Source organism: Methanobrevibacter ruminantium M1 (assembly GCF_000024185.1).
Taxonomy (GTDB): Archaea; Methanobacteriota; Methanobacteria; order Methanobacteriales; family Methanobacteriaceae; genus Methanobrevibacter; species Methanobrevibacter ruminantium.
Map to the genome: position 1 here is coordinate 96,349 of NC_013790.1, position 15,374 is coordinate 111,722.

Here is a 15,374-nt window from a genome sequence, read left to right on the forward strand (position 1 = left end):
GTTCATAATATTATTAGAGAAGACTTTCCATTTTGGATGTTTTCTATATACTTTTAGGAGATAAATAAAATGAAAGGATTGGCAAGAATCGAACAAGATGTACTTGGCTGGGTTGATGCTGAGCTAGACGAATGCGGACCTTATGATGCTATCTGTAAGCCATTGGCTATGGCACCATGTACCTCTGACGTCCATATTGTATGGGGTCATGCATACATGAGCGATGCACCTAACCGTGTAGTTGGACACGAAGCAACTGGTGAGGTCATTAAAGTTGGGGATAAGGTTAAGGACTTCAAGCCTGGAGACCGTGTAATCGTTCCTGCAATCACACCTGATTGGCTGACTGTGCCAGCTGAACAAGGATTCTCCCAACACTGTTATGGTATGGGTACAGGAATGAGTTTTGTAACCTTTAAGCATGGGGTCTTTGCAGAGCAATTCCATGTAAACCAAGCTGACGCTAACTTGGCTCACTTGCCTGATAATGTAAGCCTTGAACAGGCTGTAATGATTTCAGACATGATGACCACCGGATTCTATGCTGCAGAGCTTGCAGACATTCAATTTGGTGATACTGTAGCTTGCTTTGGTATAGGTCCTGTAGGACTTATGGCATTAGCTGGTGCTCAAGTTAAGGGTGCTTCTCACCTCATTGCTGTAGGAAGCCGTCCAGCAGCTATCAAGGTTGCTAAAGAATATGGTGCACATGATATTGTAGACTATCACAACGGCAGTACAGTAGAACAGATCATGGAATTGACCGATGGAAAAGGAGTAGATAAGGTTGTAATCGGTGGAGGAGGTAAGGATACCCTCTCTGAAGCTTTGTCTGTTCTTAAGGTCGGTGGTGTAATTGGAAACGTATTGCACTATGACGGTATTGAAACCATACCTGTAGACGGTCTTTCATGGGGTCAAGGACTTGCTGACAAGACCATTCGTGGAGGAGTATGTCCTGGTGGACGTGCCAGAATGGAAAAATTAGCTAATCTTATTGAATATGGTCGTTTCGACTCTTCTAAATTGATCACTCATAAGTTTGATAAGTTTGAAGACATTGAAGAAGCTATGATTCTTATGAGAGATAAGCCAAGGGACATGATTAAGCCTGCGGTTATTTTAGATGAATAGTTGTAAGATTTAGGCTTATTTTTGATAGAATTTAAGCTTTAGGCTTATTTTAGAGAGAATTTAAGCTTGCTTTTATTGTTTTTATGGTTAATATTTAACCATAACTTTTTCTTTTTTTAATCTGTTTTTTTTTGTTTATATTAAAAATTGGCAAAACTATATATTTATGAAGCCATATAAAACTTAAATAGAATTCTTAATTTAGACTCTTTTATGAATTCTAATTTTCACTGATTTTTTTAGTCCTATGGTGTAATGGCAATCATACGAGTCTCTGGAACTTGTGACTCCGGTTCGACTCCGGATAGGACTACTTTCTTTTTTTCTTTTACTATCAATGTGTTTTTTTGCTTAAACTTGAAGAAATAATGAATTGACACTCTGACTGTTTTTATCTGTGGCTTATTTAAGCCCTGGAGAGTAGGTTTTTCCCCGACTTAGCTTAAGTTTGTGGTTTAATGTTGGTTTTGTTATAACTTACCTATTACTTTATATTTGCTTAATGGTAGTTTTGTTATGACTTACCTATTACTTTATATTTGCTTAATGGTAGTTTTGTTATGACTTACCTATTACTTTATAGTTGTTTAATGGTAGTTTTGTTATGACTTAACTATGGCTTTATAGTTGTTTAATGGTAGTTTTGTTATGACTTAACTATGGCTTTATAGTTGTTTAATGGTGGTTTAATCATTGCTTACTTCTTATTTTATTATAACTTGACTATAATTTATTTATGATTTATTTCTTGTTTAACTAGTGGATACTTATGTCTTTATTATAAGTTTATTATAATTTACTTATGGTTTATCTATTGCTTAATTATAGTTTACTTATAGTTTACCTATTACTTTATTATGATTTAGTTATAGTTTACTTATAATTTACTTATAGTTTACTTATTGTTTTATTGTAGTTTAGTTATAGTTTACTTATAGTTTAGTTATAGTTTAGTTATAGTTTACCTATTGTTTTATTGTAGTTTAGTTATAGTTTAGTTATTGTTTACCTATTGTTTTATTGTAGTTTAGTTATAGTTTACTTATAGTTTAGTTATAGTTTAGTTATAGTTTACCTATTGTTTTATTGTGTCTTAGTTATAGTGTACTTATAGTTTACTTATTATTTGCCTATTGCTTTGCTATGGCTTACTTATAACTTACTTATAGTTTAATTATAAGATTACTAGTGCTTAGTTATAGTTTACTTATGGTTTAACTATATGATTACTAGTGCTTAACTATGTCTTTGCTATATCTTAACCATAACTTATCTATTGCTTTATTATAGCTTAACTATGGCTTTATTATTATTTGCCTAGTTCTTTGCTATGACTTTATTATTGTCTGATCTCTTCACTCTTAAGGCTGAGTATATTTTTCTTTAATTAAAGAAAGATTAATATATTGGTTAAAACTATATATAATAATTAGAATGTTATTATTTATTAAATTACTTGATATTTAATGGTTATTTACTTATCTGATTGATATAAATTAGTTATCAGATTACTATGGCTTTATTATGTCTTTGTTATCACTTAACTATTGATTAATTATAGCTTTATATGGACTTAACTATGGCTTAATGTATGGTTAGTTATGCTTTAGCTGTTGTTTAGCTATTGCTTATCTATTGCTTAATTATGATTTAACTATGGTTTAGTTATTCCTTTGCTATAGTTTACTGGTGATTTAATCAATGCTTTACTATAACTTAATTATAACTTTATTATGATATTGTTATGGGTTAATTATGGCTTATCTATTGTTTAGATGCTATTTAGTTGTTGTTTTGTTATAACTTTGCTATTGTTTAGTTATTATTTGGTTATAACTTGCTTATTGCTTTGTATTTGTTTAGTTATAACTTTGCTATTGTTTAGTTATTATTTGGTTATAACTTGCTTATTGCTTTGTATTTGTTTAGTTATAACTTAATTGTGGTTTAATTATTATTTGCTTCATATTTAGTTCTTATTTAACTATAAGTTTCTTATAAGTTTCTTATAATTTGCTTATTGCTTTATTATATCTTAGTTATTCTTTAGTTATAACTTAACTAGGACTTGATTATAACTTTATTATAAATTTATATTTGCTTTATAACTGCTTTATTGTGGTTTTATTACAATTTACTACTTACTTATTGGTTATTTTATTATAATTTACTTATAGGATTGCTATAAGTTTCTTATGCTTTACTTATGACTTAACTAGTGGTTTATTATGGCTTAATTATTATTTGCTTATGCTTTACTTACAGGATAGTTCTAGTTTAACTATTGCTTTGTTATGGCTTTGCTATGGTTTAGTTATAATTTAATTATTGCTTTATATCAGTATTATTGTCATTTACCTATAGTTTAGTTATAATTTAACCATTTCTTTAATATAAGATTGTATTTACTTTATGATTGCTTTATAGTGGTTTAATTATTATTTACTATTCATTTAGTGGTGGTTTTGTTATTATTTACTTATAGGATTGTTATAACTTTATTATAGTTTAGTTATAGTTTAACTTTAATTTACCTATAACTTTATTATTGTTTTATATTTGCTTAATAACAACTTAATTGTAGTTTATTTATAATTTACTATATATTTACTAGTTATTTTATTATAACTTACTTATAAGATTATAATAATATACCTACTACTTACTTATACTTTAACTATAACTTGCATATTACTTGCTTATCTTTTACCTACTAATTACTTATAGTTTAACATAATTTACTACATATTTACTAGTTATTTAATTATAACTTACTTATAAGATTATTATAATTTACTTATATTTTACCTACAACTTATTTATACTTTAACTATAACTTGCATATTACTTACTTATAGTTTACTTATTTTTTAGCTATTACTTACCTATTATTTACTTATAGTTTACTTATAATTTAGTTATAACTTACTTATACTTTACTTATAGTTTACCTATAACTTAACTATCCTTTAGTTATAACTTAACTATTATTTTACTATAAAGATTCAAAAAAAGATTAATTTATACAAATTTTAACTTGATGAGAGGGGGGGATGAGAATAAGAAAAATTTCTAAAGTGGTGTATCAAAATCATTTTATTGTATTTAGCCCTAATTAAATACACAGTTACAAAGATCCTATTGATTTGATTTCACAATCTTTTAAGGAAAAAATACTCTCATCCAATATGATATGGTGCTTAGCGCATAAGTCTATTTGGAGCCTTATTATTTATTCAACTTCAGGCATAGCAATGTCATGTCATCGAACTGTTCAACACCTTTAGAGAAAGTGTTTACATCTGATATCAATGGTTTTATAGGGACTTCATCGCCTTTAAACTCATTTAAGAATTTTAAAAGTCTATCTTCGCCATATATATTGGAATCCTCATCTGTGGCATCTGTTATTCCATCGGTATATACTATCAGCTCGTCCTTTAGTATTATCTCTTCGTTTATATAGTCGAAGTCTCCAGTTATCCCTAAAACAAGCCCTGTATCAATGTCCAAATACTTGAATTTCTTGTCTTCTTTTACTAATGGAGGGTTGTGGCCGCCATTAGCAAATCTTACTTTTTTAGTCCTTGTATTATATATTCCAAGCCATAATGTTATGAACATACATTCAGGGTTATTTTCACTTAACTGATTATTTAAAGAATATAAAACCTCTGAAGGGTTTAAAGTTTGTTTTAAAAAGTTTTTGATCATGAATTGAGTTATCATTGAAAGTATGGCTGCTGGGATTCCTTTTCCTGAAGCGTCACCAATGACTATAGCCAGATTTTCATCATCTACCATATAGTAATCAAAGAAGTCTCCCCCTACCTCTTTTGCAGGAATGGAATAGCCTTCCACTGTAAAGTCATTTGTTTTTATTGGATTTTCTGGAAGTGATGACTCTTGAATTTTAGTTGCAATGTCCAGTTCTGCATTGATTCTTTCCTTTTCCCCTTCTATTTCTCGAATATTTTCGATATAGTTGTTATTGTGCTTTATCAGTTCGGTATATGAGCGGGCAAGTGTTCCAATCTCTGTCTTCTCATCGGTATACTTGGAATAGGTCTTTACCAATCCGTCTTCATCAATCTTCTCATTTTCCTTAATGAATCCTTCGATTTTGGAAAATGATGAGATAGGCTGAACTACTTTGTCTTCAATATATCTTAAGATAAAAATGCAAGGAATGAGGAACAGGAGCAATACCGTATCGGTTATTATAGGTCCCCACATTAATACTAAGTAGACGTTATCGCTTTGACTATATGCACTGTAGCTGATCATGGAAATTGCTATTCCCAAAACTCCAAGGATAAATGTGATTATAATGAAATTCCGCATTATCCTTCCGCTGATTGTATCCTTGTCATTCGGTGTTATATCATATTCGAATGGCTTTGTCAGATAGGCAAATAGGAAGATTCCCAAAACTATCAACTCTATGATTCGCACCGTTGTATCATCAGTAGTTATAAATGATGTGGCTAGGATTATTGATGTGATGATTATCATGCAGAATATTGCCTGATATATTCTCTTGTCAACATGTCTTTTTGATTTTTTTGGTGTTTCGAAACAATCATATCTGTTGCAGATCCAAATGCCTATTATTCCATAGAGAAATGCCATTGTGGTAAAGCTCATGAAATAAAAGAGGATCATTATATAAAATCTATCAACCCAGAATATAAGGTTAAAAGAGATTCCTTGGACTGTTGAATAGATAAATCCACAGATGATGATGCTTACTAAAAATAGGGAGATGTGGTAGCTGTTATCTAGTTTTGGCTTTGTAATTGTATCGGTTTTAAATCCAGAGTACCAAAGCCTGTATCCTAAATATGAGACTCCAAAGGTGAATATTTCAAAGGGCAGTGTTTCCATAAGTGTGAATCCGTTTATTAAATTTAATGTCACGATTGCCAATGCGACACCTAAAGCACCATATGGGCCGAATAGTAATCCTAAAACATATATTAATCCTAAATCTGGGGCTAACATTGACATTCCGCCAGATATGGGCAATAAAGTGACTGCGAAACTAACCACTCCCATAATTATAAATGATATTATTGTTTTCTTTAGTTTAGATATCATTTTTCCACTTTTTTAAGGATCTTTTATATATTTTAGGACTTTTTTGTTAACTTTAAGAGTCTTAATATTTTTAAATGGTTTTTCTATTTATTTGCTAGTTATTTTTGTACTTTGGATATTTTAAGTGTTATTTTGATTGAATTCATTCAATATTTAGGATTTTTATAAAACCGGACATTTTAAATATTTCTTTAACTGCATCATTGACGTTTCTGATGACAAATGGTATGTCCTCTGATTTTAATTTCTTTTGAGTTGCAATCAAAATCCTTAAACCGGCACTGGAAGTATATTCTAAATCGCCTAAATCCATAATTAATGAGTCAAAATTACCCATTTCAGCATTAATTTCTTCCTCTAGCTCTTTAGCACTTATTGTATCAATACGGCCATCTACTGCCATTGTTAATTCTTTTCCATTGTAATTTTTTATTACATTCATTCTATCATCCCTAAATTTGATAAGTATTATTTTTTTTTTATATTATATGTTTTTTATTATGTGTTTTTTTATTATGTGTTCATTGACTTTTTGTGCAAATAATTCATATTTCTCTTAATTAGATTTGTTTTAATTGCTTTTTTTATTTTTTTATTTATTTATTTAATTTTTTGCTTTTTTAAGAATTAGGCATCAGGAAGTGTGCATTAGCTCTTAACAATATTTGAAAAATAGATTAAAGTTTAATTCACGTGAATATTTTCTTTTTTAAAGATTAAGTAATTAATTGCACTTAAAAACATTATTACTATTAAGAATATGTTTAAACATTAATTAATATTTTTCGATACATAATGAGCTTAATTATTGAATTGCGTAACTATGATAGGATTTATATGTTGTTTTTTACAAAATTATTAATGAATAGTAATATTATTGTAAAAATATTATATTAATAATATATTCTTCATTTAGAATTTGATTTTGAATTTGACTTAAATGTTGATTTTGAATTTGACTTAAATGTTGATTTTGAATTTGACTTAAATGTTGATTTTAAATTGGATTAGAAATGGATTTAGTGTTTGATTTTGATTAAGATATGGAATAAGAAATATGGGTGAAAAATATGGATTTGTTTAATTTGTCTTCGGCTCAGAAGATGCTATTGTTTTCTGAGATAAATAATCCTCAAAATGATTCTTTCTATCTTAAATTTAGAAAAGATTATGATTTAGGAGATTATGAATATGTTAAATCAGCTATAGAACTTATTTCTCGGAAATATTTGAATCTGCAGATTAAATATGATGAGAATGCTGATTTCAAACAATATTTTGTAGATGCTGATGAAGTAAATGTCGATTCATTTGATTTTTCAGGCAGTGACCTTGATGGAATCGATGGTGATATTGGGGGCTCTGGTGTCGGTTCATTTGATGGTGATATTGGTGGATCTGATGTCTCTTCATTCGATGGAGACCTTGATGAGTTTATAAAGAACTATTTGGATAAGCCTTTTGACGATATATTCGATTCTCCATTATATAAATGGGCTGTTTTAAAAACATCTGATTCTACAGTACTTATAGGGGTTGTTCAGCATATCTTGCTTGATGGAACATCATTATATTCAATCGTTCCTAGCGAAATTGAAAGATGCATTGACTCTCTTAAAAGCAATGAGGAATTCATTCCAATTGACTATTCATATGAGACATATGTCAATGACGAACTGGAATATCTCAATTCAAGCCAATCACAGGAGGATAAGCAATATTGGCTTGATAGTCTAAAGGGCTATAGTCAGGACTGGTATTCCTTTGATGACTCTGAACTTGGATTCTACGAAATTCTTTTAGAGAAGGTCCCGGATTTCGGATATTCTCCATTCGTCACTGCACTGGCACTTAGCTTTTTATATTTCTCAAAGTCTAAGGAGGGCAACGAATCATTTAAGGATATGGTATTTAACACTTCAGTTCATGGAAGATACTTCTCCCAAGGGGATGCATTGGGAATGTTTGTAAACACAATTCCTTTAAGGCTAAGCTATGATGGGGATATGACCTTTGACGAATTGCTTGCCTATTCAAAATCCGTCTTAAAGGAGGGCTTAGGCCATGCAAAGCTCCAGTTCAGCGAGTATACAACTGACTTAAGAAATGAGGGCATTGACCCTGATTGCATTTCAATGTTTTCAATCGTATCCAACTCCACTGACATGAACTCTAAGTTTTTAACCCTTCAAAAGGACATTAAGTTCCCATTGCACTTTAGGATAAACAAGAATTACTCTGATAAGAAGGGACTCCAGTCAATCTTCATAGAGTATGATAAGGCCTGCTTCCATAAGAGGGAAATAGCTTCCATTGCAGAGGGATTGAAATATTTAATAAGACAGCTTATTGACGATTCTGCTAAAAGATGTGCCGATTATATTGTCCATGAGGCTGAATTTTTCAAGGGAGAAAACTATTATAACAATCTGATCAATTCATTTGACAATCCGACAGCAATTTCACCTGATTTAAGTGGAGATAAGGTAAGATTTGTCAATATATCCAAGCATATAGACATTGACAAGCTAAAGAACTTATCTAACAGATATCATCTCTCAAAGGAAAAGCTGCTCCTTGCGATTTTCTTATATGACTTAAGCAAATTCTCATTTTCAAAGGATATATTGATAGCATATAACCGTGTTGCAGCAGGATATCACTTCAACACAGATTTGACTGTTGAAGAGTATTTGAATGACTTCAAGCAATCCTTTGAGGAATATAATAATTATCCTCTTTTAAATAATAGAAAATTAAACTTTGAAAGCGAAATATTATTCTTCATTAATGATTATGACGCTAAAGACTATAAGCTTGTGTTTAATTTTGAAAGCGGAAAGATCAATATAAGCTATGACGAATCATTCTATTCAAAGGAATTGATGGAAGCTTTCTTGGATTCAATGGATGTCCTATTGGGTAGATTTGATTCATCTGATGAGCCTCTTAAGGAGATTTCAATAAGACGTGAGCTTGAATTGGATGAGGGATTCGAGATTGAGCTTGCAAATGAAGGTACAGTAAAGGAAATGTTTGAAAATATTGCAAGTGAAAATCCGGATAAGACAATTCTTTACTGTGAAGATGGCCAGCTCACATATGATGAATTAAACAGAAAAGCAAATAGGATTGCTAATGGATTACTCAAGCGTGGAGTAAAGATTGAAGATAAGATAATGTTTATGATGAGAAGGAACAGTGACTTGATTGCAGCTGTTCTAGGAATTGTTAAGGCAGGAGCTGCCTTCATTCCGATTGATCCAAATTATCCTAAAAACAGAATCCAACAGATTTTAGATGATAGTGATTCTAAGTTTGTGATTACCTCATCTGAAATAGATTATGATGGGGATAATAGGATTGATGTTGATGAATTGCTTTTAGATGGCGATTATTCAAACGAGGATAACGTTGATTCTAATCCTGATGTTGATTTGACTCCAGATGATTCTAATCCAAAACTTGATGCTGATTCTAATCCAAAACTTGATGCTGATTCTAATCCAAAACTTGATGCTGATTCTAATCCAAAACTTGATGCTGATTCTAATCCAAAAGTTGACCTGACCCCAGATAATTTATGCTTCCTGATTTATACTTCAGGATCCACTGGAAAGCCAAAGGGAGTAATGATAACTCACCGTGGAATTACAAACTATATCGCAAATGTTAAGGAAAATGTTCCTATTTATGAATTGAACCATAAATGCAGCGGCTTTGTATCAATCTCAACAGTTTCATTTATCGTTTTCCTAAGGGAGATATTGGGAACTGTCCTAAACGGATTGCCTGTGGTCTTTGCCAATGACGAACAGGCAGTTGACCCATTGGAGTTTGCTGAACTTTTCAACAATAGCGATGCTGATGCTTTCGGTTCAACACCTACCAGATTGCTTGAATACTTGCAGCTTGAAGAGATTCAGGATCTTGTTGGAAAATGCAAGGTCATAATCGTTGGAGGGGAAGGATTCCCTCCTGTATTATACGACAGGCTTAGAAAGCATACAGATGCTGACATCTATAATTCATATGGACCAACTGAAGTGACCATCGCTTCACATTATAAGCTTATCGATTCCAATGAGGTCACTGCAGGTTGGGAGATGCTCAATGTGGTTGATAAGATTATGGATATTGATGGAAACCAGCTCCCTCCTTATGTCACTGGTGAAATCTATGTTGGAGGTGCTGGAATTGCAAGGGGATACCTGAACAATCCTGAACAGACTGAAAAGGTCTTCTTGACATTAAACGATATTCCATATTACAACACTGGGGATTTAGGTAAAAAGGATGCAAATGGCGAATTATATGTTGCAGGACGTAACGATACTCAAATCAAGCTTAGAGGATTAAGGATAGAGCTGTCTGAAATTGAAGGGGCAATTGCAAATTATGAGAATGTCTCCCTTTCAAAGGTCCTTGTCAAGAAGCTTAATAATGTGGAGCATCTATGCGCCTATTTCACTGCATCCTCTGAGATTGGCTTGGGAGACTTAAAGCAGCACCTTATTGATTCATTGCCTGAATATATGGTGCCATCATATTTCACACAGCTTGAGTCATTCCCTAAGACACCTAACGGAAAGACAGACTTTAAGAATCTGCCTGACCCTGAAATCGATGCTGATGAATTCATAAGCCCTAGAACCGACCTTGAAAAGGAGCTCTTTGACATTGTATCTGATATTCTTGGAATGGATGAGTTTGGGGTAAACACTGATCTCTTTAGCATTGGGCTCACTTCACTTTCTGTAATTAAGCTGACCTCTGCAATCTATAATAAGTTAAATGCACAGATGAATGTTACTGAAATATTGAAATATAAGACAATTGAAAGGATCGCATCTGAAATCAAGATTGAAGATGATGAGTCAAGGGACATTATGGAATTGTATCCATTGACTTCAAATCAGCTTGGAGTCTACTTTGACTGCATTAAGGATTTGGAGAACACTGCCTACAACCTTCCTAAGAAAATTGAATTTACTGAAGGAATTGATGTGGATAGGCTCAAGTCATCAATCATAAAGGCTATTGATAATCACCCATATTTGAAGACTCGAATTGTAATGAATAACGGTGAAGTCTATCAGCAAAGAAGGGATGAGCTTAAAGTTGATGATTTAATCGAGATTTCAGATGATGAGAACCTCGATGACTTCGTAAAACCATTCAAGCTTGATGAGGGACCGTTATTCAGATTTAAGATAGTTGGAGACTCAATACTCCTTGCCGACTTCCACCATATCATTCTTGATGGAACTTCCTTAAACATACTGTTTGATGAAATTGCAAAGATATATGATGGAAAGGATTATGAGCTAGAGGAGCTGGACGGATTCGAATACTCATTGGATGAAGTCAAGGTAGAGCAATCCAGCCTGTACAAGGAAGCGGAGCTCTTCTTTGCAGATAAGATTAAGGAATTTGATAATGCAAGCCTGATTCCACAGGACATCAACGGAGACGAGTCAAAAGGCAAGGCTGCAATCTGTGACGTATTCCTTGAAAAGGATTCAATTGACGATTTCTGTTCTAAAAAGAACATCAGCCAGAACAACCTATTCCTGGCAGCCACATCCTTTGTAATAAACAAGTTCGTATTCAATCGTGACACTCTGATTGCAACAATTACAAATGGAAGGTTCAATCCAAATCAGCAGAAGACATTGGCCATGATGGTCAAGACCCTTCCATTGGCTTTAAAATTAAATTCCGATTCAACCCTTAAGGACTATATCGAATATGTCAATTTAGAATGGCTGAATGTATTGTCCTATTCCTCATATCCATTAACCGAAATCTCAAATGAGTTCGATATCACCCCTGAAATATTCTATGCATATCATGGTAAGATCATAGAGGAGATTGAGATTGGAGGAATGACTGTTGAAAGGCAATCCATTGATTATGAGGGCTTGAAATTCAAGGTCAACATCAATGTCGTTGAAGAGGACGGCCAATATAGAATTTTCTGCCAGTACAATGACCAGCTATACTCTGAAACCTTAATCGACACATTCCTTGACTGCATCAGGATTGTCTTAGACAAGTTCCAAAGATTTGATGAGAATACATTGATGAAGGACATTTCAATCATTGAAAATGATGATTGGAGCGTTGATGATTTGGAATATGATGAGATTCCAGAGGACAGGCTAAATAAGATATTCGAAAGTCAGGTTGAATTGCATCCTGACAGAGTTATCTTATATGCCACCGATGGGGAATTCACTTATCGCCAATTGAATGAAAAGGCCAATAGGATTGCACATAGCCTCATTAAAAAAGGCGTCGGCCCTGAAGATAGGGTAATGTTTATCTTAAATAGAAACAGCAATGTTGTAGCTTCAATATTCGGTATCCTAAAAGCAGGAGGGGCATTCATTCCAGTGGATTCCGAATATCCTTCAGAAAGGATTGAGCATGTCCTGACAGACAGCCAGTCAAAATTCATCATTGTGGATGATGTGATTCGGAAGAAGGGCATTGACCTATCAGATTACAGCGAAAACCTATTGGATGTTAATGAGCTTCTATCTGAAGAGGATACCTCTAATCCTGACCCTGATGTCCATGGAAATAATATGGCTTACCTTATCTACACCTCCGGTTCAACAGGGCTTCCAAAAGGTGTAATCTTAGAGCATGGAAACATTGCAAACTTTGTCTATCCTGATCCAAGAAATGTCTGTACATATGAACTGGTCCACAATCTTGAAAAAGAGGATTATAAGGTTCTTTCAACAACAACTGTCGCTTTTGACGTATTCCAGCAAGAGATTATGGGCTCCCTTTTAAATGGGGTTCCTATGGTATTTGCCAATGACACAGAATACAAGGACCCTATTGAAATGATGGACCTAATCCATAGGACTGGAGCTAATGTTTATATTGCAACCCCTTCACGTCTGCTTCAATATTTGGAAATCGAAGCGATGCAGGAGACAATGTATGGATTTAAGGTATATATCCATGCAGGAGAGCCATTCTCTGCAAGATTATATGATTTGCTTTCCCAAAACTCCAAGGGTAAGTTCTTTAACATGTACGGACCGACAGAAACAACAGTTTACTGTAACGGACAGCTGCTTGAAAGCTCAGACATTCACATTGGAAAGGAGCTCTTCAATGTCCATGAGATGGTTATGGACTTCGATTCCAATCCTTTACCTCCAAATGTCATCGGAGAATTATATATTGGAGGAAAGGGCGTTTCAAGGGAATATCTAAACCGTCCGGAGAAAAATGCCGAGTCCTATGAAGTGATCAATGGAATCAGATTCTATCATTCCGGAGACTTTGTCAGGGTCACTGAAGAGGGAAATTATTATGTCTTTGGAAGAATGGATAATCAGATCAAGCTTAGAGGATTGAGAATTGAAATCGGAGAGATTGAAGTTGGCCTTTCAAAATTCCCTGGAATCAAGTCTGTTGCTGTTGTCGTCAGAAAGATTAAGGGCAACGATCATTTATGCGCTTACTTTACAGTCCATGATGAGTATAAGGATGAAAAGCGTGGAGAAAACGGATATTCCATTGACATCGATGATTTGAAAGCCTCCCTTGCTGAAAAATTAGTATATTATATGGTTCCGACAGTCTATATGGAGCTTGAAGAGATGCCTCAAACTGCAAATGGCAAGACAGACTTGAGAAACTTGCCTGAGCCTGTCCTAATCACAGAATACGTTGCACCTGAAAATGACATTGAAGCATTCTTTGCAAACTTGTTCGGTGAAATCTTAGGATTGGATGAGGTCAGCGCCACTGATAACTTCTTTGAAATTGGTGGAACATCACTTTTAGTTACTAAAATCACTATGGAAGCATTGAATAGAAATTATAACCTAAGCTATGGGGATGTCTTCTCAAATCCTACTCCAAGGGCATTGTCTGAATTGATTCTATCAGATGAGACCGCTGAGAAAAAATCAGAGTTGTCTTATGATTACTCAGAAATCAATGCGCTTCTTAAGAAGAACAATCTTGAAAACATAATAAATGGCGAGATTCAAGAAAGCTTAGGCAATACATTGCTTACAGGAGCCACAGGATTTTTAGGAATACATGTCCTTAGGGAACTGATTGAAAATGATATCGGAGACATTTACTGTTTCATAAGAGCCAATAAGGTCTTAAGCGGAGAGGAAAGATTGAAGTCATTGCTATTCTATTACTTCTCTGATGAATATTCCGACATATTCTCTGAAAGGCTCCATGTCATTGAAGGGGACATTACCAGTTTCGATGACTTTGAAAAGCTTGTCCATGAAAGAATTGACACTGTAATCAACTGTGCAGCTAACGTAAAGCATTTCTCCTCTGGAACCGATATTGAGGATATCAACCTTGGAGGGGTTATAAACGGACTTAAGTTCGCTAAAATGAAGAATGCAAAATATGTTCAGGTATCTACATACAGTATTGCCGGTGAAAGCATAAACAATTATCCTCCAGTTGATGTTAAGTTTAGCGAAAATGACCTCTTCATCGGTCAGGCTGTGGATAATCAATACCTTAATTCCAAATTCCTGGCAGAACGTGCAGTCTTAGAGGCTGCCGTCAATGATGACTTGGATGTTAAGATCATGAGGGTTGGAAACCTGATGGCAAGAAGTTCAGACAGCGAGTTCCAAATCAACTTTGAGTCAAACGGATTCATTAATCGTCTGAAGGCATTTGTGACAATTGGAAAAATGCCATATTCAATGCTTATGAACAATGTGGAATTTTCACCGATTGACATGACTGCAAAATCCATTGTAGCTCTTTCAAAAACTCCTAAGGAATGTACTGTATTCCATCCATATGATCATCATAGCGTTTGCTTTGGTGATATAATTGAAATTATCAAACCTTTAGGATTGGATATCGAACCTGCTGAAGAGGAAGATTATGAAAAGGCTTTAGATGAGGCTCTTGCTGATAAGGACAAGCAAGACGGTGTTTCTGGACTTATTACTTCAATAGGATCTGGAAAGGTTAAGAAGATCTGGGTCCCTGTTGAAAATGTATACACTATTCAGGCATTGTATAGATTAGGCATTAAATGGCCTTTCGTATCTGAGGAATACATATATAATTTTGTAAAATACTTGAATGATCTTGATTTCTTTAGTGTTTAGAGGTTG

At 33.6% G+C, this 15,374-nt stretch carries 5 protein-coding genes; 2 read left to right on the top strand and 3 right to left on the bottom strand.

Annotated elements, in window-relative coordinates; translation table 11 throughout:
- The first annotated feature begins 69 nt into the window (after positions 1-69).
- Complete coding sequence (locus MRU_RS00335; protein ID WP_012954873.1) at positions 70-1,134, top strand: NAD(P)-dependent alcohol dehydrogenase; 1,065 nt, start codon at positions 70-72, stop codon at positions 1,132-1,134.
- A 245-nt stretch (positions 1,135-1,379) separates the two neighbouring features.
- Here the strand turns inward: MRU_RS00335 and MRU_RS12115 are convergent, their stop codons facing one another.
- The 3 genes from MRU_RS12115 to MRU_RS00345 all read right to left on the bottom strand — a co-directional run bounded on the left by MRU_RS12115 (position 1,380) and on the right by MRU_RS00345 (position 6,676).
- Entirely contained in the window at positions 1,380-1,514 is a 135-nt protein-coding gene (locus MRU_RS12115; RefSeq protein ID WP_265101238.1) for a hypothetical protein, read from the bottom strand.
- 2,848 nt (positions 1,515-4,362) lie between these two features.
- Positions 4,363-6,234 (bottom strand): PP2C family protein-serine/threonine phosphatase, encoded by a 1,872-nt coding sequence (locus tag MRU_RS00340; protein ID WP_012954874.1) that lies wholly within the window; start codon positions 6,232-6,234, stop codon positions 4,363-4,365.
- 142 nt (positions 6,235-6,376) lie between these two features.
- Positions 6,377-6,676: an STAS domain-containing protein gene (locus tag MRU_RS00345; protein ID WP_012954875.1), complete on the bottom strand. Its 300-nt coding sequence runs from the start codon at positions 6,674-6,676 to the stop codon at positions 6,377-6,379.
- A gap of 628 nt (positions 6,677-7,304) precedes the next feature.
- Here MRU_RS00345 and MRU_RS00350 point away from each other — a divergent pair.
- Complete coding sequence (locus MRU_RS00350) at positions 7,305-15,368, top strand: non-ribosomal peptide synthetase (protein ID WP_012954876.1); 8,064 nt, start codon at positions 7,305-7,307, stop codon at positions 15,366-15,368.
- Positions 15,369-15,374: the final 6 nt, after the last annotated feature.

Excerpts from the sequence above, each read along its gene's own strand:
- MRU_RS00345 (WP_012954875.1), bottom strand. The coding sequence starts at position 6,676 with ATGAATGTAATAAAAAATTACAATGGAAAAGAATTAACAATGGCAGTA.
- MRU_RS00340 (WP_012954874.1), bottom strand. The coding sequence starts at position 6,234 with ATGATATCTAAACTAAAGAAAACAATAATATCATTTATAATTATGGGA.
- MRU_RS00335 (WP_012954873.1), top strand. The coding sequence starts at position 70 with ATGAAAGGATTGGCAAGAATCGAACAAGATGTACTTGGCTGGGTTGAT.
- MRU_RS00350 (WP_012954876.1), top strand. The coding sequence starts at position 7,305 with ATGGATTTGTTTAATTTGTCTTCGGCTCAGAAGATGCTATTGTTTTCT.